Genomic DNA, 19,591 nt, shown 5'->3' with positions numbered 1-19,591 from the left:
CTGTAGGTACGGTAGGAGCGGGCTAGCCCGCGAATAACCCCCCGCACTGGGAGCCATTCGCGAGCAAGCTCGCGCCTACAGATGGGCTAGCCGACAGCTTTCTGCGACGAGGACTCAAGGAAGTCCTGGGCGAAGCGCTGCAGTACACCACCAGCCTCGTAGATCGACACCTCTTCGGCGGTATCCAGGCGACAAGTCACAGGGACCTTGATGGATTCGCCATTGGTACGGCGGATGACCAGGGTCAGGTCGGCACGCGGCTTGCGCTCACCGATCACGTCAAAGGTCTCGGTGCCGTCGATGCCGAGGGTCTTGCGGGTGGCACCCGGCTTGAACTCCAGCGGCAGCACGCCCATGCCGATCAGGTTGGTGCGGTGGATACGCTCGAAGCCTTCGGCCACGATCGCCTCGACACCCGCCAGGCGCACGCCCTTGGCTGCCCAGTCACGGGAAGAGCCCTGGCCGTAGTCGGCGCCGGCAATGATGATCAGCGGCTGCTTGCGATCCATGTAGGTCTCGATGGCTTCCCACATGCGCATGACCTTGCCTTCCGGTTCAACGCGGGCCAGGGAGCCCTTCTTCACCTCACCATCCACCACGGCCATTTCGTTCACCAGCTGCGGGTTGGCGAAGGTGGCGCGTTGCGCGGTGAGGTGATCGCCACGGTGAGTGGCGTAGGAGTTGAAGTCCTCTTCCGGCAGACCCATTTTCGCCAGGTACTCGCCAGCCGCCGAGTTGGCGAGGATGGCGTTGGACGGCGACAGGTGGTCAGTGGTGATGTTGTCCGGCAGTACAGCCAAGGGGCGCATGCCCTTAAGGGTGCGTTCACCGGCCAGAGCGCCTTCCCAGTACGGCGGACGGCGGATGTAGGTACTCATCGGACGCCAGTCGTACAACGGACTTTCGGCTTCCTTCACGGTGCCGAGGTCGAACATCGGGATGTAGATCTGCTTGAACTGCTCGGGCTTCACCGAGGCAGCGACGATGGCGTCGATCTCTTCGTCGCTCGGCCACAGGTCCTTCAGGGTGACAGGGTTGCCAGCCTGGTCATGGCCCAGCACATCCTGTTCGATGTCGAAACGCACGGTGCCGGCGATCGCGTAGGCCACCACCAGCGGCGGCGAAGCCAGGAAAGCCTGCTTGGCATAGGGGTGGATACGTCCGTCGAAGTTACGGTTGCCGGACAGCACGGCCGTGGCATAAAGGTCACGGTCGATGATTTCCTGCTGGATCACCGGATCCAGCGCACCGGACATGCCGTTGCAGGTAGTGCAGGCGTAGGCGACGATGCCGAAGCCGAGCTTCTCCAGTTCCGGCAGTAGACCGGATTCCTCCAGGTACAGCTTGGCGACCTTCGAGCCCGGCGCGAAGGACGTCTTCACCCAAGGCTTGCTCACCAGCCCGAGGTCGTTGGCCTTCTTCGCCAGCAGGCCGGCGGCCACGACGTTGCGCGGGTTGGAGGTATTGGTGCAACTGGTAATGGCAGCGATGATCACCGCGCCATCCGGCATCAGGCCATCGGCTTCCTCAGCCTTGCCGGCCTCCAGCTTCGCTTCGTCGGCGATGCCGCGCTCGGCGAGCGCGGAAGTCGGCAGGCGACGATGGGGGTTGGAAGGACCCGCCATGTTGCGCACCACGCTGGACAGGTCGAACTGCAGCACGCGCTCATACTCGGCGGTGACCAGTGCGTCGGCCCACAGACCCGTGGTCCGGGCGTAGTTCTCCACCAGCTCCACCTGCTCCGGCTCGCGACCGGTCAGCTTGAGGTAGTCGATAGTCTGCTGGTCGATGTAGAACATCGCCGCAGTGGCGCCGTACTCCGGGCACATGTTGGAGATGGTGGCGCGATCACCGATGGACAGGCTGTCAGCACCCTCGCCGAAGAACTCGACATAGGCGCCCACCACCTTCTCCTTGCGCAGGAACTCGGTCAGAGCCAGGACGATATCGGTGGCAGTGATGCCGGGCTGGCGCTTGCCGGTCAGCTTGACGCCGACGATGTCGGGCAGGCGCATCATAGACGCTCGGCCGAGCATCACGGTTTCCGCTTCCAGGCCGCCGACGCCGACGGCGATCACACCAAGAGCGTCCACATGCGGGGTGTGGCTGTCAGTGCCAACGCAGGTGTCCGGGAAGGCAACGCCACCTCGCGCCTGGATCACCGGGCTCATCTTCTCCAGGTTGATCTGGTGCATGATGCCGTTGCCGGCCGGGATCACGTCGACGTTCTTGAACGCGGTCTTGGTCCACTCGATGAAGTGGAAACGGTCCTCGTTGCGGCGCTCTTCGACGGCACGATTCTTCTCGAAGGCGTCCGGATCGGAACCGCCGAACTCCACGGCCAGCGAGTGATCGACGATCAGTTGGGTCGGCACTACCGGGTTGACCTTGGACGGATCACCTCCCTGCTCGGCAATCGCATCGCGCAGGCCGGCCAGATCCACCAGGGCGGTCTGCCCGAGGATGTCATGGCAGACCACGCGGGCCGGGTACCAGGGGAAGTCGAGGTCACGCTTGCGTTCGATCAGCTGCTTGAGCGAATCGGTCAGCATGGCCGGATCGCAGCGGCGCACCAACTGCTCGGCCAACACGCGGGAGGTGTATGGCAGCGTGGCGTAGGCACCGGGGGCGATGGCATCCACCGCCTCGCGGGTGTCGAAGTAGTCGAGCGCCGTACCGGGCAGGCTCTTACGGTATTGGCTGTTCATCACTTACGGTCCTTGAGGGGCACGAACTTCAGGTCTTCCGGGCCGACATAGTTGGCGCTCGGGCGGATGATCTTGCCGTCGATGCGCTGCTCGATGACGTGGGACGACCAGCCCGAGGTACGGGCGATGACGAACAGCGGAGTGAACATGGCGGTGGGCACGCCCATCATGTGGTAGCTGACGGCGCTGAACCAGTCGAGGTTGGGGAACATCTTCTTGATTTCCCACATGGTCGATTCCAGACGCTCGGCGATGTCGAACATCTTGGTGTTGCTCTGCTCGGCGGAGAGCTCGCGAGCCACTTCCTTGATCACCTTGTTGCGCGGATCGGACACGGTGTAGACAGGGTGGCCGAAACCGATCACCACTTCCTTCTTCTCGACGCGGGCGCGGATGTCGGCTTCCGCCTCATCCGGGTTGTCGTAGCGTTTCTGGATCTCGAAGGCCACCTCGTTGGCACCGCCATGCTTCGGCCCACGCAGCGCACCGATGGCGCCGGTGATGCAGGAGAACATGTCGGAGCCGGTGCCGGCGATCACGCGAGAAGTGAAAGTGGAGGCGTTGAACTCGTGCTCGGCGTAGAGAATCAGCGAGGTGTGCATCGCACGGACCCAGGAGGCGCGCGGCTTCTCGCCATGCAGCAGGTGCAGGAAGTGACCGCCGATGGAGTCGTCATCGGTCTCGACGTCGATGCGCTTGCCGTTGTGGCTGAAGTGATACCAGTAGAGCAGCGCGGAGCCCAGGCAGGCCATCAGCTTGTCAGCGATGTCACGAGCGCCCGGATGGTTGTGATCGTCCTTCTCCGGGGACAGGCAACCCAGCACGGAGACGGCGGTACGCATCACATCCATCGGATGGGCGGACGGCGGCAACTGCTCAAGGGCAGCCTTGACACCGGCCGGCAGGCCGCGGAGAGCTTTCAACTTGGCCTTGTAGCCGGCCAGCTCAGCAACGTTCGGCAGCTTGCCGTGAACCAGCAGGTGAGCGATTTCCTCGAACTCACAGGCGTTGGCGAAATCGAGAATGTCGTAGCCACGGTAGTGCAGGTCATTACCGGTACGGCCAACGGTGCACAGGGCAGTGTTGCCAGCGGCGGTGCCACTCAGGGCCACGGACTTCTTCGGTTTGAAGGCAGTAGTGGTTTCGGAAGCGCTCATCGCGTGATTCTCCTCATTTCAATCCGGTTGCTTGAGTCTTGTTATTCCGCAGGCCGCCCCGCCAACCGGGGCGCCCCACTTCCGGTTACTTCTTGGCAGCAAACAGCGCATCGAGCTTCTGCTCGAAGGCGTGGTAGCCGATGCGGTCATACAGCTCGGCACGAGTCTGCATCAGGTCGATGACTTCTTTCTGATGGCCGTCGCGACGAATCGCGGTGTAGACAGCTTCGGCTGCCTTGTTGGCCGCACGGAAAGCCGACAGCGGGTAGAGCTGGATGGCGACGCCGACCGAAGCCAGCTCGTCGCGCGAGAACAGCGGGGTTGCGCCAAACTCGGTGATGTTGGCCAGCACCGGCACGCCCAACGCATCGACGAAGCGCTTGTAGGTCGGCAAATCGTAGGCCGCTTCGGCGAAGATGGCGTCGGCACCCGCTTCCACATAGCGCAGGCAGCGCTCGATGGCGGCATCCACGCCCTCGGCCTGAATGGCGTCAGTACGGGCAATAAGGAAGAAGTTCGGGTCGGTCTTGGCATCAGCAGCGGCCTTGACACGATCGGCCATCTCTTCGGTTGAAACGATTTCCTTGCCCGGACGGTGACCGCAGCGCTTGGCGCCAACCTGGTCTTCGATGTGAGCGGCAGCCGCGCCAGCCTTGATCAGGTTCTTGATGGTGCGCTCGATGTTGAACGCGCTGGGACCGAAGCCGGTGTCGATATCCACGAGCAGCGGCAGGTCGCAGACGTCGGTGATGCGGCGTACATCGGTGAGCACGTCATCCAGGGTGTTGATGCCCAGGTCCGGCAGACCCAGCGAACCGGCAGCGACGCCGCCGCCAGACAGGTAGATGGCCTTGAAGCCGGCACGCTTGGCAAGCAGCGCATGGTTGGCGTTGATGGCGCCGATGACCTGCAGCGGATGTTCCTCGGCAATGGCGTCGCGGAAGCGCTGGCCGGCGGTTTTCTGACTCATGACTCACCTCGTGTTTTGGACGGGTTGGCGAGCGCTTCCTTGTAGTGGCGCTCGATGTTGCGCTTTGAGGCACCGATGTGACGGCGCATCAGCAGCTCGGCCAGCTCGCCGTCACGATCGGCGATGGCATCGAGAATGCGGTGGTGCTCGTTGAAGGCCTGGCGTGGCCGGTTCGGCACGGAAGAAAACTGTAGGCGGTACATGCGCACGAGCTGATAAAGCTCGCCGCAGAGCATCTTGGTCAGGGTCTGGTTGCCGCTGCCCTGGATGATCCGGTAGTGGAAGTCGAAGTCGCCTTCCTGCTGGTAGTAGCCGCGTCCGGCCTGGAAGGCCTCGTCACGCTCGTGGGTATCCAGCACCCGGCGCAGCTCGTCGATCTCGGCCTGGCTCATGCGCTCTGCGGCCAGGCGGCAGGCCATGCCTTCGAGGGACTCGCGAATCTCGTACAGCTCGATCAGCTCGGCGTGACCGAGGGACACCACTCGCGCACCGACGTGGGGCACGCGCACCAGAAGGCGCTGACCCTCCAGGCGATGGATCGCCTCGCGCAGCGGCCCACGGCTGATTCCGTAGGTCCGCGCCAACTCGGGTTCGGAGATCTTGCTGCCCGGAGCGATCTCGCCACGCACGATGGCTGTCTGGATGCGCCGGAAGACGCTCTCGGAGAGGGTTTCCGAGTCCAGCTGTTCAGTAACGGGGGCTTCAGGGGTGTCCAGCATGATTGTCGACACATTGTTGTTTGGTTGAGCAAAACTACTGCCATCAACCCCACCATGTCAAACAATCACCGACCAATTGTCGACAATCCATCTAATAGCTGAAAAACCGGGTACTGCATCACGCTCGTGCGCCCGAAGCCATAAGCGTCTGTCGCGCCGGAAAATCCGCGTGTTAGAATGCGCGCCGCCAGCGCCAGTCTGGGCGCCAATGACTTGCCTGCTAGACTCCCAGACCAGGCGCCGCCGCCAAGATGGCCGTGGGCCGGGCTCCTGGACCGATGACCGCGTTACGCTCAAAGGACTTATGACACTCAAGCCCTTCGCCCCGTTTGCCTGCCTGCTCGCCCTCCCCGGACTTGGCTTCGCCAACGAGAAGACCGTTTACGGCCTCAATGAATACGCCAAGCTGAAGGATCTCGACCTGGAGGTCGCCGCCAAGCTCGATACCGGTGCCAAGACCGCGTCCCTCAGTGCGCGGGATATCAAGCGCTTCAAGAAGGACGGCGAGACCTGGGTGCGCTTCTACCTGGCCATCGATGATGCCCACGAACATCCGATCGAGCGCCCCCTGGCCCGAATCAGCAAGATCAAGCGCCGTGCCGGGGACTTCAATCCCGACGAAGGCAAGACCTACACCGCACGCCCGGTCATCGAACTGGAGGTGTGCATGGGCAAGGCCCTGCGGCAGATCGAAGTGAACCTCACCGACCGTAGTGCTTTCCAATACCCGCTTCTGATCGGTTCCGAGGCGCTCAAGCGCTTCGATGCACTGGTCGACCCGAGCCTTAAATACGCTGCCGGCAAACCCGGTTGTGCCACCGACGCAAACTCTGACGAGTAACCCACATGCGCTCTCTTACCCTGCATCTGAAAGTCCTGATCACCCTGTTGGTGAGCCTGGGCGTTCTGATAACGGCCTACCAGATATTCATCCAGGGCATTCCGATCACCGAGGATGCGACCGACGATCTCTGGAACATCGACGCCAAGGTCGAGTTCCAGGCAAACCCGCGCGATCCGGTGAAGGTCCAGATGTTCGTTCCGCCGCTGAACCGTGACTACGTCAGCCTCAACGAGAGCTTCATCTCCAACAACTATGGGGTGAGCATCAATCGCGCTGACGGCAACCGAAAGGTGACCTGGTCGGCGCGTCGCGCCAGTGGCAACCAGACCCTTTATTACCGCCTGGTACTGACCAAGCGCTATAGCGGCGAGAAGCCCAAGGACAAGGGGCCGATCTTCCGCGACAGCATTCCGGTGGAAGGTCCCGAGAAGATCGCCGCCGAAGCCCTGCTGGCTCCCATCCGCCAGCACTCGGCTGACGTCGAGACCTTCATCAGCGAGACCATCAAGCGGGTCAACAACCTGAACGATGACAACGTCAAGCTGCTGCTGGCCGGCGACACCGGCACCCCGAACAAGGCCAAGGCCATCGAGCTGCTGCTGTCTATTGCTCATGTGCCGATGGAGCGCGTCCACACCATCCGCCTGATGAGCGAACAAGCACAGAGCCCCGAGCTCTGGCTGCGCAGCTTCAACGGCGAGAACTGGCTGTACTTCAACCCGGACACCGGCGAGCAGGGCCTGCCCAGCGACCGCCTGATCTGGTGGACCGGTGATGACAATCTGATCACTGTCGATGGTGGCAAGAAGGTCCAGGTGACCTTCAGCATGAACAACAGCGAGATGAACGCCATCCGCCTGGCCAAGCTGACCGACGAGAACACCGACGCCGATTTCCTCGAGTACTCGCTCTACGGCCTGCCGCTGCAGACCCAGCAGACCTACCAGATCATGATCATGATCCCGATTGGCGTGCTGGTGATCCTGATCCTGCGCAACCTCGGCGGCCTGCAGACCCTGGGTACCTTCACCCCGGTGCTGATCGCCCTCGCCTTCCGCGAAACCCAGCTGGGCTTCGGAATCGTGCTCTTCACCATCATAACGGCGCTTGGCCTGTCGCTACGTTCCTATCTTGAACACCTGAAGCTGCAGATGCTGCCGCGACTATCGGTGGTGCTGACATTCGTGGTGGTGCTGATCGCGGTCATCAGCCTGCTGAGCCACAAGCTCGGCCTGGAACGCGGCCTGTCCGTCGCCCTGTTCCCGATGGTGATCCTGACCATGACCATCGAACGCCTGTCCATCACCTGGGAAGAGCGCGGCGGCGGCCATGCCTTCAAAGTGGCCATTGGCACCCTGGTAGCGGCCACCCTGGCGCACCTGCTGATGACCGTGCCGGAGCTGACCTACTTCATCTTCACCTTCCCGGCAGTGCTGCTGATCATGGTGGGCTTCATGCTGGCGATGGGTCGCTACCGCGGCTACCGCCTGACCGAACTCTTCCGCTTCAAAGCCTTCCTGAAGGACTGAGCCATGTTCGGCCTGATCAAGACGTGGAAAGCCCTAGAAGCCAAAGGCATCATGGGTATCAATCGGCGAAACGCGGACTACGTGCTGAAGTACAACAAACGGCACCTGTACCCGATCGTCGACGACAAGATCATCACCAAGCAGCGCGCCATCGAAGCGGGGATTCACGTACCCGAGATGTACGGCGTCATCTCCACCGAGAAGGAAATCGAGAAGCTCAACGAGATCATCGGCGAGCGCAACGACTTCGTGATCAAGCCGGCGCAGGGCGCCGGCGGCGATGGCATCCTGGTAATCGCCGACCGCTTCGAAGGCCGCTACAAGACGGTCTCTGGCAAGATCATCAGCCACGAGGAAATCGAGCATCAGATCTCCTCGATTCTTACCGGTCTCTACTCCCTCGGCGGGCACCGTGACCGCGCGCTGATCGAGTACCGTGTGACGCCTGACCAGATCTTCAAGAGCATCAGCTACGAAGGCGTGCCGGACATCCGCATCATCGTGCTGATGGGTTACCCGGTAATGGCCATGCTGCGCTTGCCGACCCGGCAGTCAAACGGCAAGGCCAACCTCCACCAGGGCGCCATCGGCGTTGGCGTGGATCTGGCTACCGGGGTCACCCTGCGCGGCACCTGGCTGAACAACAAGATCGCCAAGCACCCGGACACCACCAACGCGGTTGATGGCGTGCAGCTGCCCAACTGGGACGGCTTCATGAAACTGGCGGCTGGTTGCTACGAGCTGTGCGGCCTGGGCTACATCGGTGTCGACATGGTGCTGGACCAAGACAAGGGGCCGTTGATCCTCGAGCTCAACGCTCGTCCCGGCCTTAACATCCAGATCGCCAACGACTGCGGCCTGACCCATCGCGCACACGCCGTCGAGGCACGCCTCGAAGAGCTTAAAGCCAAGGGCATCCAGGAAACCCCGGACGAACGCGTACGGTTTTCCCAGGAACTCTTCGGCCACGTGCGACCGACGGAGATCTGATTCATCGCTTCAAGGAATAAGCCCGGCCACACGCCGGGCTTTTTCTTTTCCGGAACTCCGGAAGAGAACCAGAGTGAGAGAATCCCGCTCTCCCATTGTTCATCCACGAAAAAAGGGGCCTTCTGGCCCCTTCTTCATTTACCCCGACAACCTCAGTCGTTGCTCGGCTTGTTCACCGCGTGCAGGACGTACTGTGGCAGGGCGAACGCGCCAACATGAATTTCCGGGTTGTAGTAACGGGTCACGATACCGCTGCCGGCGTAACGCTGGCGCAGGGTTTCCACCGGGAGCTTGCGCAGTTCGGCGTCGGTAGCCCCCCAGGCGAAGGTCATGGCGCCGCCGATGTAGGTCGGCACGGCCGCCTGGTAGAAGTGCCAGTCGGCGAAGAGACTGTCCATGCGGCTCGCAGTGGTCTGCACCTCACTGAGCTGCATGAAGGGGGTGCCATTCTGGGTGACCAGCACGCCGCCGTCGTTCAGGCAGCGGCGGCAGGCCTGGTAGAAGTTCTCGGAGAACAGCACCTCGCCCGGACCGATGGGATCGGTGGAGTCAGAGATGATGACGTCGAACTTCTCCTGAGTGGTGGCGACGAAGCGCATGCCGTCGTCGATCACCAGGTTCAGGCGCGGATCTTCATAGGCGCCTTTGGAATGATTCGGCAGGAACTCCTTGCACATTTCGACCACGGTGCCGTCGATCTCGACCATGGTGATGCGCTCGATGTCGCGATGCTTGCTCACTTCGCGCAACATGCCGCCGTCGCCGCCACCGATGATCAGGACGCTCTTCACCGCGCCATGGGCGAGGATAGGCACGTGGGTGAGCATCTCGTGATAGATGAACTCATCCGCCTCGGTGGTCTGGATCACACCGTCGAGGGCCATGACACGACCCATGCGCGAGTTCTCGAAGATCACCAGGTGCTGGTGCTCGGTGCGCACTTCGTGCAGCAGCTTGTCCATGCGGAAGCGCTGGCCGTAACCGTCGTAGAGAGTTTCCTGATAATCGCTCATGGGTTGTTTCCCCTGCTGGCTGTATTAGCGGACGGTGCCACCGCCCCATGAAAAGGCGCGCATTCTACTGTGGCTTCGATGTCAGGTCGAACCGCGACTGGGGAATTTGAAAGTCAGTTTTGCAGAGACGGCGCAGCGCCAAGAGAATATCGTCGCACCATGACCGCTAACGCTCCCTTTTCCGATTCCCACGAGCCCACCAAGTCCATGCGCCTTGACTATTTCGAGCCCTGGAGCTGGAAGCAGTTCCAGCAACATTTCGCCCTGCGGCGGCTGCCTGGTATCGAGCATCTGACCGCCGACAGTTACTGCCGCAGCTTCCGACTGGGCGAGCGCAGCGGCTGGTTTCGCTTGCGCCCGCTGCCCGGCGCCCTGGAACTGGAGCTGAGCCCATCGGCCCGAGACCTTGCCCCCCAAGTGGCGCCGCGCATCCGCCAGATGTTCGACCTGGACAGCGATCCGGCGGCCATCGCTCATCACCTGGGCCGCGATCCTCTGCTACAGGGACTGCTGGCTCGTTATCCGGGCCTGCGCCTGCCTGTCGCCTTCGACCCATTCGAGCAGGGCGTGCGCACCATCATCGGCCAGCAAGTCACCGTGAAGGCAGCGGTGACCATTGCCGGACGCCTGGTGGAGCGTCTTGGCGAGCCGTTGGCGGATGCCGAACTCGACGGGCCGCAGCGGCTCTTCCCTTCTGCACAAGCCATCGCCGACGATCCGCTGCCCGGCATCGGCATGCCCGGCAAACGCGTCGACACATTGCGCCGCTTCGCCTTTGCGGTGGCCGACGGCAGCCTGGAACTGAGCCTGGCCGCCGGCGTCGAAGCCCTGGTCGAACGCCTTTGCGCCCTGCCCGGCATCGGTCGCTGGACGGCCGAGTACATCGCCCTGCGCGCCTTTGGCCAGCCAGACGCCTTCCCCACCGCCGACCTGGGCCTGCTCAAGTCGCCGCTCTGGGGCCCTGGCGGCATCAGCGCGAAGGAACTGGCCAGACGCGCTGAACAGTGGCGCCCCTGGCGGGCCTACGCAGCCGTCTATCTCTGGCAGAGCTACGCCGAGGAGCAATGAAAATGTACTTCCGCTACCACGAAAGCCCCACCGGCCCACTGCTGCTGGCGGGCGACGAGTCCGGCCTGCAGATGCTCTACATGGACAACGAGGGACGCGGCTACCCGGACGAACGCTGGGAAGCTGCCGGCCGACGGCTGGATGACCCTTGCCGTCAACTCGACCGCTACTTCGGCGGCCGCCTGAAGCGCTTCGACCTGCTTCTCGCGCCACGGGGTACGCCTTTCCAGCAGCGGGTCTGGCAGGCGCTCCTGCAGATTCCCTACGGTCACACCACCTGCTACAGCGAGCTGGCGGAACGCATCGGCAATCCCAAAGCAGTGCGGGCTGTAGGTACGGCCAACGGCGCCAACCCCATTTCCATCATCATTCCCTGCCATCGGGTAATCGGCCGCGACGGCAGCCTGACCGGGTACGCCGGCGGCCTGCCGCGCAAGGCGCTGCTACTGAAGCTTGAAGGTGTGAAGCTGCAGCCTGAACAGGACCAATTGCTGCTGATCTAGCCCAGAGACTGGGTTTCGGTCCGATCTCAGGGCTGGCGGACACGCGCCAATACCTTGGGCGGATCGGCCAGCGGCAGCTCGATGATCAGCCCTTCCCCGCTCTTCGGCTCAACCCCGGTCAGTGCCTTGATGTTCACCTGATGACTGACCATCACCACCGGCCGGTCCTTGGGCACCTTTTCGATGGCCTTGCGCATCTCCACCGTTTGCGCGGCCTGGCTGTCCGGGTCACTGAAGAAGGAATCCAGTGCCGGCAGGGTCTCGACGGCCCCCAACCCCATCTCCTGCGCGGTGTCCTGGGCACGGCACCAGGTGCTGGTATAGAGGCGCGGTTGCTCGACCTTACGACGCACCAGGAGCTTGCCCCAGCGCCGCGCTTCCTGGCGCCCCTTGTCACTGAGGTTGCGCTGGGTACTGCAATCCCCCAGCCGAAAGCCTTCCGGGTCACCGGTACCGGGGGCGGTCGTGTGGCGCAGCAGGAGAAAGGCCTTGCCCTCGCGGAGCGCCTGCCAGGCCGACTTCTGGTCGGCTGCCGCCGGCAATGCCAGCAGCGCAATCATCATCAGGACGAGTAGGCGGGTCATTGCCGGGCCGCCGGTTGCAACGTCCGGCCGCGGGTTGCCCTGTACAGGCCCGGGACGGGGCTAGCCGTAACGATGCAAAGGCAGGAACCCATGGGGGGACGCTCCCAGGTGGATGCAGTCCCCCCAAGGATAGATCGGCCGGCAGAAGCCTTCCTCGCGCTCTGTCAGACGATTTCAGTCAGTGTCAGAAACGCGCCAGATCGATCACCGCGAAACTCGCCACGGTTTCGTGTCCCTCCAGCACACCGCCGTCGCGCGCCAGGCCGATGGTCTGCATACCGGCCTCGCGCGCGGCATCCAATTCCTGAACCACATCGGAGAGGAAGAGGATCTCCTCGCCAGGCAGCCCGATGGACTCAGCGATGCGCTCATAGGACGCTGCCTCGCGCTTGGGTCCGGAGGTCGTATCGAAGTAGCCGGAGAAATGAGGGGTCAGGTCACCCGCTTCGGAGCAGCCGAAAATCAGTTTCTGGGCCTGGATGGAACCGGAGGAATAGACGTAAAGCGCATAGCCTTGCTGTTTCCAGCGGGCCAGCGCTTCCACCGCATCCGGGTAGACATGTCCCTTGAGCTGGCCGGCGCGATAACCCTGCTCCCAGACCATGCCCTGTAGCGCCTTGAGCGGCGTGACTTTGCGATCCTCGGCAATCCAGCCGAGGAGAATTTCCACGACTCGCCCCAGGCTGGCCCCGGCTTCACCGCTTTCCAGGCGTACGGCCTCGACCTGCTGCGCCACCGCCGGTTCATCGGCATGGGTCAGGACGAATTCCGGCAGATGGCTGGCAGCGAAGGGAAACAGCACGTCATAAACGAAGCTCACCGCGCTGGTAGTACCTTCGATATCAGTGAGAATGGCCTTGATGGACATGGGGACTCCAGGTGAATCGGATGTTGCCGTCGTAGGAACCAACTTGCTGGCGAAATCACAAAGCGTCGCGAGCAAGTTCGTTCCTACAGAGGCCGGGATCAGTCTTCCAGCTGCGGGAAGCGCTTGGCGATCTCATCGCCGGTGAACTTGGCGACCCAGCCTTCCGGGTTGTTGAACAGGCGGATAGCGACGAAATGCGGATGCTCGCCCATGTCGAACCAGTGGCGAGTGCCCGCTGGCACGGAGATCAGGTCATTCTTCTCGCAGAGCACGGCATAGACATAGTCGTCGATGTGCAGGGTGAACAGGCCGCGTCCGGCGACGAAGAAACGCACTTCGTCTTCGCCATGGCGATGCTCGTCGAGGAACTTGGCACGCAGTTCGTCTTTCTGCGGGTGGTCGCGGGTCAAGCTGACGACGTCGACAGTCACGTAGCCCTGCTCTTGCATCAACCGGTCGATCTGCGGGCGATAGGCCGCGATCACCTCCTCCTGGCTGGCACCCGGGGCGATGGGGGCGGACGCCTCCCAGCGCTCGAAGCGCACACCGACGGACGCGAGAGTGGAGGCGATGTCATCCAGGTGGGTCAGGACCTTGTTCGGCAGGTCGGGGCTGGATTCGTGGTAAACGGTCAGGCTGCTCATCTGGGTACTCCTTGCGGGCGTCCTCCCGGCTCTCTGGCGGGTCGGTCGGCACCGTTGTCAGTCAGGCATCTTCGTGTGAAGGAAGCTTCAGCGCCGGGTGATCGAGAGCGTCTTCAGCTCGCACTCGAAGAGGAATTCGAATGCTTCGATCTGGCGCAGGGCGTCGCTCATGCGCGACCCCCAAGTATAGAGGCCGTGACCACGGATCAGATAACCGACGCAGTCCGGGTGCTCGTCCAGCCACGGTTGCACCTTGGTGGCCAGGCGAGCGATGTCCTGGTCGTTGTCGAAGATCGGCACCAGCACCTGGGACTCATGGGTGCTGATGCCACTGAAGGCCTTCTGCAGCTCGTAGTCGGCGAATACCAGCGAATCAGCCAGGGTCAGACGCGACAGTACGGTGGCATTCACCGAGTGTGTGTGCAGCACCGCACCGATTTCCGGCTTCCAGCGGTAGAGCTGGGTGTGCAGCAGGGTTTCCGCCGACGGCTTCTTGCCCGGCTCCAGGCTTTTGCCATCCATATCGGTGGCCAGCACATCATCCGGGCCGAGCTCGCCCTTGTGCTTGCCAGAGACGGTCAACAGCGCCTCGGTGGCGGACAGTCTTGCCGAGTAGTTGCTGCTGGTGGCCGGTGACCATCCACGACCGTAAAGGAAGCGGCCGGCGTCGATGATTTCCTGGGCGAGTTGTTGGCGATTCATGCCCGCTCCTCTTGCAATTGGGTGGCAATGATAACGGCTGCGGCAAGCGCCGCGAGACTGGCGATGGCGTATGTCCAGACTGGCCCCAGGCTGCTCCAGCTGTAGCCCGAGTAAAGCGCCCCCAGCGCTCCGCCAGTACCGGCAAGTGCAGCGTAGAGCGCCTGGCTCTGGCCCTGCTGGCGCGGACCGAAACGACGTTGCACGAAATGGATGGCGGCTGCATGAAAGCTGCCGAAAGTGGCGGCATGCAACAGCTGGGCGAACAGCAGCACCGGCAGTTGGTCGGCGAAGTTGCCGATCAGCAACCAGCGCAGGGCGGCGATCAGGACACTGGCCAGTAGCACCACACGCACGGAGTAACGCGCCAGGATCCGCGCCATCACCATGAAAAGCAGTACCTCAGCCACGACCCCCAGGGCCCAGAGCTGACCGATCAGGCTGCGCGAGTAGCCGAGCGACTCCAGATAGATCGTCTGGAAGCTGTAATAGGGGCCGTGGGACAGCTGCATCAGCCCCACGCAGGAATAGAAGGCCAATACGCCCGGCTGACGCAGCTGGGCGAGGAAACCGCCCTGCCCCGGCGCATCTGGCCGCGCCTGGGGGACCGCATTGGGTACCCAAAAGCTGCTGAGGACGATTCCACCCATGATGACAACCAGCGCCCAGGGATACAGGTCCAGGCTGAACAGCTCGAACAACGCCCCCAGGCCGATCACCGTGAGAATGAAGCCGATGGAGCCCCACAACCGCACCTGGCTGTAACGCGCAGCCTGCTCCCGGAGGTGCGCCAGGGTAATAACCTCGAACTGCGGCAGCACTGCGTGCCAGAAGAAGGCGTGCAGAGCCATGATCAATGCCAGCCAGGCATAGCTGTGACTGACGAAGATCAGCGAGAAGGTCACCAGCGTGCAGAACGCGCCGAAGCGCACGATGTCCAGGCGTCGGCCACTGCGGTCGCCCAGCCAGCCCCAGAGATTGGGCGCCACGCAGCGCATCAGCATGGGGATGGCCAGCAGCTCGCCGATGCGCTCACTGGAAAAACCCAGGTGCGCGAAGTACAGGCCGAGGAAGGGCGCCGTGGCGCCCAGCAGGGAAAAATAGAAGAGATAGAAGCTGGACAGCCGCCAATAGGGCAGCGCGTTCGCGCCGCCCGTCACAGCTGGCCGAGCACCGGGGTTTCCACCCGCACGTCGGCGTTCTGCGCGCGATGGCGCAGCAGGTGGTCCATTAGCACGATGGCCATCATGGCTTCGGCGATCGGAGTGGCACGAATGCCCACGCAAGGGTCATGACGGCCCTTGGTGATCACGTCCACCGGATTGCCATGGATGTCGATCGAGCGGCCGGGGGTCGTGATGCTGGACGTCGGCTTGAGCGCCAGGTTGGCGACGATCGGCTGGCCGGAGGAAATACCGCCGAGGATGCCGCCGGCATTGTTGCTGAGGAAACCTTCCGGGGTCAGCTCGTCGCGGTGCTCGGTGCCGCGCTGCGACACGCTGTCGAAACCGGCACCGATTTCCACGCCTTTCACCGCGTTGATGCTCATCAGCGCATGGGCCAGTTCAGCGTCCAGGCGGTCGAAGATCGGCTCGCCCAACCCCGGCGGCACGCCCTCGGCGACCACGGTGATCTTCGCTCCCACGGAATCCTGGTCGCGGCGCAGCTGGTCCATGTAGGCCTCCAGCTCAGGCACCTTGTCCGGGTCAGGACTGAAGAAGGCGTTCTGCTCCACCGAGTCCCAGGTCTTGAAGGGAATCTCGACCGGGCCGAGCTGACTCATGTAGCCGCGCACGGTGATGCCCTGGGTGGCCAGGAACTTCTTGGCGATGGCACCAGCGGCGACGCGCATGGCGGTTTCCCGTGCCGAGGAGCGGCCGCCGCCACGGTAGTCGCGGATGCCATATTTGTGGTGGTAGGTGTAGTCGGCATGGGCCGGGCGGAACAGGTCCTTGATCGCCGAATAGTCCTTGGACTTCTGATCGGTATTGCGGATCAGCAGGCCAATAGCGCAACCGGTGGTCTTGCCTTCGAACACGCCGGAGAGGATTTCCACCTCGTCGGCTTCCTGGCGCTGGGTGGTATGGCGGCTGGTACCCGGCTTGCGGCGGTCGAGGTCACGTTGCAGGTCCTCGAGGGACAGTTCCAGCCCCGGCGGGCAGCCGTCGACTATGGCGACCAGCGCCGGACCATGGCTTTCGCCAGCGGTGGTGACGGTGAACAGCTTGCCGTAGGTGTTGCCGGACATGCACAGTGCTCCGCAGAAATGGGCCTCGATCGAAGGTCGAGCAGTATACCCGCGGCGTCCGGCCAGTTCACCCCTCGAACCTTGCGCCGCCAATCGCGTCCAACCCGCCAAATCGACAACCGACTCCGCCTAAATGCTGCGATTCTTACTGCTTCTCCTCCCCCTCCTCGCCAGCCTGGCCCAGGCCGCGCCCCAGAGCGTGCTGCAACGCCCCATCGAACTGGACACCGGTAGCGGCATACTGCGCGGCACCCTGCTTCGCCCGAAGATCGATCGCCCCGTGCCGGTGGCGTTAATCATCGCCGGCTCCGGCCCCACGGATCGCGACGGCAACAATCCGCTCGGCGGACGCAACGACAGCCTGAAGAAACTCGCTCAATTGCTGGCACGCAATGGCATTGCCAGCGTGCGCTACGACAAGCGTGGCATCGCCGGCAGCCAGGATGCCGGCATCGATGAACGCCAGCTCAGCATCGAGCTCTACGCCCAGGATGCGGCGGCTTGGGGCCAGCGCCTGAAGCGGAACCCGCACTTCTCGCAACTCATCCTCATCGGCCACAGCGAAGGCGCACTGATTGCCAGTCTCGCAGCGGAGGGTGCAGGCGCCGACGCGCTTGTCAGCATTGCTGGCAGCGCCCGCCCCATCGACCAGTTGCTGCGCGACCAGCTGCAAAGCCGTCTGCCGCCGCCCCTACTGCATCAGAGCGAAGCCCTGCTGGCCAGCTTGCGCGCTGGCCAGCAAGTGGCCGAGGTGCCGCAGTCGCTGGAGGTACTGTTCCGCCCCAGCGTGCAGCCCTACCTGATTTCCCTGTTCCGCCAGGACCCGTCCGAGGCCTTCGGTCGACTGCGGATGCCGGCGCTGATCCTGCAGGGCAGCCACGACATCCAGGTCAGCGTGAACGACGCTGAGCAGCTCAAGGCCGCACGACCTGACGCCGAGCTAGCCATCATCGAGGGCATGAACCACATGCTGCGCATAGTCCCCATGGAGATGGATCAGCAACTGGCGTCCTACGGCAACCCGAACCTGCCCCTGGCGCGAGAGCTGGGCGAACGCATCCTCGCATTCATTCAGGAGCAGTTCGACTCCAGAAACTCGAAGATCAGTCGATAAGGCGGAAGGTTCTGTAGGAAATCTCGCCTGGCAAGGGCAGTTGCGCACAGAATATGTACCCACGTACCAGATTCATCGTCACCGGCCCTTACAAGGTACCTCCCGATGACCGAAAGCACAGCCGAACAGCAGAGCGCTGAAGAAGCCGAACCCCAGCCCCATCCGTGGTCCGAGCTGGCGGCCGAACACTTCGACCTGCTGCGTCTCGCGCCCCTGCCCATCGACCGACACACCGGGTCACGCCCGCTGCGATTCGTCGAACTCGGGCGCGTGGAACGCCACAGCAAGGAACAGAGCGTGCTGCGCCTGAGCGTCGGGCTTCCCGGGCAGAAAGTGCGCAAGGAGCAGAATCTTCTGGAAGTCTGGGTGGATCACCGCAGCAAGGAGGTTCGTTTCGGACCGGACAACGGTTTGAACCTGGAGCCGCAGAACCGTGGCCTGGGGCGCTTTCTCCTGGCCCAAGGCATTGCCTGGGCCAAGCAACACTGGGCGCACTATCGAGTCGAAGGTGGCGCCCTGCCGGCCAAGGACGCCCTGGACAACGAAGCCCGCTTGCGCCGCGACCACGTGCTCAAGGCCCAAGGCTTCGGGATCGAGTACCAGGACAACTTGCAACTGAAAGCGAGCTACGGCGCCGGGCGGGTCAGTGAGCTGCACGGTGACTGGCACCGCGAGAAAGTCCAGCTGGTGGGGCTGCAGGAAGCCGCTGCCATGCTCGAACAAGCCGACCAGAACCTGCATCGGCAGGAAGTGGAGATTCGCAAACTGGAAGAGCGCATCGCCGTCTACAAGCGAGAAGACGGCGGACTGCGTTTTACCATCGCATGCCTGGTGGTCTTTGCCGTGTTCCAGGCCGGCCTGCTGATCTGGATCACCACCCACTGACCCCCAGAGTCAGGGATTCAAGCGCGCACGGAATAGCGCCTGGTGCTCCCGGCACTGGTTGGCGCTGAGCATGAATACCCCGTGACCACCGTGCTCGAAGTCCAGCCAGAGGAAATCCACCTCCGGATACAGCTCTTCGACGTGCACCTGGCTGTTACCCACTTCCACGATAAGCAGGCCTTTCTCGGTCAGGTGATCGGCGGCTTCGGCCAGCATGCGCCGCACCAGGTCCAGGCCGTCGTTGCCGCAAGCCAGGCCCAGTTCGGGCTCATGCTGATATTCGGCCGGCATGTCGGCGAAGTCCTCGGCATCAACGTAAGGCGGATTGGAAACGATCAGGTCGAAGCGCTGCCCCGGCAGCCCGTCGAAGCCATCGCCCTGCACGGTGTAGACCCTGTCTTCCAGGCTGTGGCGCTCGATGTTCAGGTTGGCCACTTCCAGCGCGTCGAAAGAAAGATCGCCCAGCACCACCTCGGCCGCGGGGAAGGCATGGGCGCAGGCTATGCCGATGCAACCCGAGCCGGTGCAGAGATCGAGCACACGTGCCGGATCCTGGGGCAACCAGGGAGCGAAATGCTGCTGGATCAGTTCAGCGATGGGGGAACGCGGTACCAGAACTCGCTCGTCGACCACGAAGGGCATGCCACAGAACCAGGCTTCACCGAGCAGGTAGGCCACCGGCACGCGCTCTTCGATACGCCGACGCAGCAGTTCACGCAGGCGCGCGCATTCGTCGTCTTCCAGGCGGCAGTCCAGGTAGCTGTCGGAAATCTCGTAAGGTAGGTGCAGAGCGCCAAGTACGAGTTGACGAGCCTCATCCCAGGCGTTGTCGGTGCCGTGACCGAAGAACAGGTTCTCAGCATGGAAACGGCTGACAGCCCAGCGGATGTAGTCACGCAGGGTGCGCAGGCGGGATTCAGACACGGCAACTACCTCAGGAAACGGGGCGCAGATTCTACCACCCCTGCCGCCCCGGGGCAGCCCGCGGCAACCGACGAACGGAAGCCCCGAACCAAGGTCCGATTCCCACCTGCACGCCACGCAGCGG

19 protein-coding genes are annotated in these 19,591 nt (G+C 63.1%); 7 read left to right on the top strand and 12 right to left on the bottom strand.

From position 1 onward, the window contains the following. Window positions 1–86: 86 nt before the first annotated feature. The 4 genes from acnD to D6Z43_RS02670 form a co-directional block, all read right to left on the bottom strand. Window positions 87–2,708 (bottom strand): Fe/S-dependent 2-methylisocitrate dehydratase AcnD, encoded by a 2,622-nt coding sequence (acnD, locus tag D6Z43_RS02685; protein ID WP_120650224.1) that lies wholly within the window; start codon window positions 2,706–2,708, stop codon window positions 87–89. Next, entirely contained in the window at window positions 2,708–3,865 is a 1,158-nt protein-coding gene (prpC, locus tag D6Z43_RS02680) for a 2-methylcitrate synthase (protein ID WP_120650222.1), read from the bottom strand. The genes acnD and prpC overlap by 1 nt, the downstream gene beginning before the upstream one ends. A gap of 85 nt (window positions 3,866–3,950) precedes the next feature. After that, entirely contained in the window at window positions 3,951–4,835 is an 885-nt protein-coding gene (gene prpB / locus D6Z43_RS02675; RefSeq protein WP_120650221.1) for a methylisocitrate lyase, read from the bottom strand. After that, complete coding sequence (locus D6Z43_RS02670; RefSeq protein WP_120650219.1) at window positions 4,832–5,554, bottom strand: GntR family transcriptional regulator; 723 nt, start codon at window positions 5,552–5,554, stop codon at window positions 4,832–4,834. Before D6Z43_RS02670 ends, prpB begins: the two co-directional genes overlap by 4 nt. 304 nt (window positions 5,555–5,858) lie before the next feature. Here D6Z43_RS02670 and D6Z43_RS02665 point away from each other — a divergent pair, with 304 nt between their 5' ends. From D6Z43_RS02665 to D6Z43_RS02655, 3 genes are read left to right on the top strand one after another with little or no spacing between them, the layout of a single operon-like run. Further along, on the top strand, window positions 5,859–6,395 hold the full coding sequence (locus D6Z43_RS02665) for an ATP-dependent zinc protease (RefSeq protein WP_120650217.1): 537 nt from the start codon (window positions 5,859–5,861) through the stop codon (window positions 6,393–6,395). A gap of 5 nt (window positions 6,396–6,400) precedes the next feature. After that, window positions 6,401–7,927: an inactive transglutaminase family protein gene (locus tag D6Z43_RS02660; protein ID WP_120650216.1), complete on the top strand. Its 1,527-nt coding sequence runs from the start codon at window positions 6,401–6,403 to the stop codon at window positions 7,925–7,927. A gap of 3 nt (window positions 7,928–7,930) precedes the next feature. Beyond that, window positions 7,931–8,917: an alpha-L-glutamate ligase-like protein gene (locus D6Z43_RS02655; RefSeq protein ID WP_120650214.1), complete on the top strand. Its 987-nt coding sequence runs from the start codon at window positions 7,931–7,933 to the stop codon at window positions 8,915–8,917. Between the two features lie 152 nt (window positions 8,918–9,069). Here the strand turns inward: D6Z43_RS02655 and speE are convergent, their stop codons facing one another. After that, window positions 9,070–9,930, bottom strand: a complete 861-nt coding sequence (gene speE, locus D6Z43_RS02650) for a polyamine aminopropyltransferase (RefSeq protein ID WP_120650212.1) — start codon at window positions 9,928–9,930, stop codon at window positions 9,070–9,072. Window positions 9,931–10,137: 207 nt separating this feature from the next. On the opposite strand from speE, the gene D6Z43_RS02645 reads away from it, so the two are divergent. Both D6Z43_RS02645 and D6Z43_RS02640 read left to right on the top strand, forming a co-directional pair. Next, complete coding sequence (locus D6Z43_RS02645; protein ID WP_120655167.1) at window positions 10,138–10,998, top strand: DNA-3-methyladenine glycosylase; 861 nt, start codon at window positions 10,138–10,140, stop codon at window positions 10,996–10,998. 2 nt (window positions 10,999–11,000) lie between these two features. Further along, window positions 11,001–11,501: a methylated-DNA--[protein]-cysteine S-methyltransferase gene (locus tag D6Z43_RS02640; RefSeq protein WP_120650210.1), complete on the top strand. Its 501-nt coding sequence runs from the start codon at window positions 11,001–11,003 to the stop codon at window positions 11,499–11,501. Window positions 11,502–11,527: 26 nt separating this feature from the next. Here the strand turns inward: D6Z43_RS02640 and D6Z43_RS02635 are convergent, their stop codons facing one another. From D6Z43_RS02635 to aroC, 6 genes are all read right to left on the bottom strand, one after another. After that, a complete protein-coding gene (locus tag D6Z43_RS02635; protein ID WP_120650208.1) occupies window positions 11,528–12,085 on the bottom strand; it encodes a histidine phosphatase family protein in 558 nt (185 codons plus the stop codon). Window positions 12,086–12,269: 184 nt separating this feature from the next. Beyond that, entirely contained in the window at window positions 12,270–12,953 is a 684-nt protein-coding gene (mtnC, locus tag D6Z43_RS02630) for an acireductone synthase (protein WP_120650206.1), read from the bottom strand. Window positions 12,954–13,051: 98 nt separating this feature from the next. Beyond that, window positions 13,052–13,597 carry an acireductone dioxygenase gene (locus D6Z43_RS02625; protein WP_028627809.1) on the bottom strand — a complete coding sequence of 182 codons (546 nt, stop codon included), beginning with the start codon at window positions 13,595–13,597 and terminating at the stop codon, window positions 13,052–13,054. 87 nt (window positions 13,598–13,684) lie between these two features. Further along, the gene (locus tag D6Z43_RS02620; RefSeq protein WP_120650204.1) at window positions 13,685–14,299 is read right to left on the bottom strand and encodes a methylthioribulose 1-phosphate dehydratase; all 615 of its coding nucleotides are present in this window, start codon (window positions 14,297–14,299) and stop codon (window positions 13,685–13,687) included. Continuing rightward, window positions 14,296–15,456: an MFS transporter gene (locus D6Z43_RS02615; protein WP_120650202.1), complete on the bottom strand. Its 1,161-nt coding sequence runs from the start codon at window positions 15,454–15,456 to the stop codon at window positions 14,296–14,298. The genes D6Z43_RS02620 and D6Z43_RS02615 overlap by 4 nt, the downstream gene beginning before the upstream one ends. Then, window positions 15,453–16,544, bottom strand: coding sequence for a chorismate synthase (aroC, locus tag D6Z43_RS02610; protein WP_120650200.1), 1,092 nt, complete (start codon window positions 16,542–16,544; stop codon window positions 15,453–15,455). The genes D6Z43_RS02615 and aroC overlap by 4 nt, the downstream gene beginning before the upstream one ends. 133 nt (window positions 16,545–16,677) lie before the next feature. Between aroC and D6Z43_RS02605 the strand changes: the two genes are divergently transcribed. Beyond that, window positions 16,678–17,658 carry an alpha/beta hydrolase gene (locus D6Z43_RS02605; protein ID WP_120650198.1) on the top strand — a complete coding sequence of 327 codons (981 nt, stop codon included), beginning with the start codon at window positions 16,678–16,680 and terminating at the stop codon, window positions 17,656–17,658. 105 nt (window positions 17,659–17,763) lie between these two features. Beyond that, window positions 17,764–18,543, top strand: coding sequence for a hypothetical protein (locus tag D6Z43_RS02600; RefSeq protein WP_120650197.1), 780 nt, complete (start codon window positions 17,764–17,766; stop codon window positions 18,541–18,543). A gap of 9 nt (window positions 18,544–18,552) precedes the next feature. Here D6Z43_RS02600 and prmB read toward each other — a convergent pair whose 3' ends face one another. Continuing rightward, a complete protein-coding gene (gene prmB / locus D6Z43_RS02595; protein WP_120650195.1) occupies window positions 18,553–19,467 on the bottom strand; it encodes a 50S ribosomal protein L3 N(5)-glutamine methyltransferase in 915 nt (304 codons plus the stop codon). Window positions 19,468–19,591: the final 124 nt, after the last annotated feature.

The organism is Pseudomonas sp. DY-1 (assembly GCF_003626975.1).
Classification (GTDB): domain Bacteria; phylum Pseudomonadota; class Gammaproteobacteria; order Pseudomonadales; family Pseudomonadaceae; genus Metapseudomonas.
The sequence above is the reverse complement of the archived record's forward strand: the minus strand, read 5'-3'. Positions and strand labels throughout refer to the sequence as shown.

Bases quoted from the DNA above. Each gene is read 5' to 3' on its own strand.
- acnD (WP_120650224.1), bottom strand. From the start codon at position 2,708: ATGAACAGCCAATACCGTAAGAGCCTGCCCGGTACGGCGCTCGACTAC.
- prpC (WP_120650222.1), bottom strand. From the start codon at position 3,865: ATGAGCGCTTCCGAAACCACTACTGCCTTCAAACCGAAGAAGTCCGTG.
- prpB (WP_120650221.1), bottom strand. From the start codon at position 4,835: ATGAGTCAGAAAACCGCCGGCCAGCGCTTCCGCGACGCCATTGCCGAG.
- D6Z43_RS02670 (WP_120650219.1), bottom strand. From the start codon at position 5,554: ATGCTGGACACCCCTGAAGCCCCCGTTACTGAACAGCTGGACTCGGAA.
- D6Z43_RS02665 (WP_120650217.1), top strand. From the start codon at position 5,859: ATGACACTCAAGCCCTTCGCCCCGTTTGCCTGCCTGCTCGCCCTCCCC.
- D6Z43_RS02660 (WP_120650216.1), top strand. From the start codon at position 6,401: ATGCGCTCTCTTACCCTGCATCTGAAAGTCCTGATCACCCTGTTGGTG.
- D6Z43_RS02655 (WP_120650214.1), top strand. From the start codon at position 7,931: ATGTTCGGCCTGATCAAGACGTGGAAAGCCCTAGAAGCCAAAGGCATC.
- speE (WP_120650212.1), bottom strand. From the start codon at position 9,930: ATGAGCGATTATCAGGAAACTCTCTACGACGGTTACGGCCAGCGCTTC.
- D6Z43_RS02645 (WP_120655167.1), top strand. From the start codon at position 10,138: ATGCGCCTTGACTATTTCGAGCCCTGGAGCTGGAAGCAGTTCCAGCAA.
- D6Z43_RS02640 (WP_120650210.1), top strand. From the start codon at position 11,001: ATGTACTTCCGCTACCACGAAAGCCCCACCGGCCCACTGCTGCTGGCG.
- D6Z43_RS02635 (WP_120650208.1), bottom strand. From the start codon at position 12,085: ATGACCCGCCTACTCGTCCTGATGATGATTGCGCTGCTGGCATTGCCG.
- mtnC (WP_120650206.1), bottom strand. From the start codon at position 12,953: ATGTCCATCAAGGCCATTCTCACTGATATCGAAGGTACTACCAGCGCG.
- D6Z43_RS02625 (WP_028627809.1), bottom strand. From the start codon at position 13,597: ATGAGCAGCCTGACCGTTTACCACGAATCCAGCCCCGACCTGCCGAAC.
- D6Z43_RS02620 (WP_120650204.1), bottom strand. From the start codon at position 14,299: ATGAATCGCCAACAACTCGCCCAGGAAATCATCGACGCCGGCCGCTTC.
- aroC (WP_120650200.1), bottom strand. From the start codon at position 16,544: ATGTCCGGCAACACCTACGGCAAGCTGTTCACCGTCACCACCGCTGGC.
- D6Z43_RS02605 (WP_120650198.1), top strand. From the start codon at position 16,678: ATGCTGCGATTCTTACTGCTTCTCCTCCCCCTCCTCGCCAGCCTGGCC.
- D6Z43_RS02600 (WP_120650197.1), top strand. From the start codon at position 17,764: ATGACCGAAAGCACAGCCGAACAGCAGAGCGCTGAAGAAGCCGAACCC.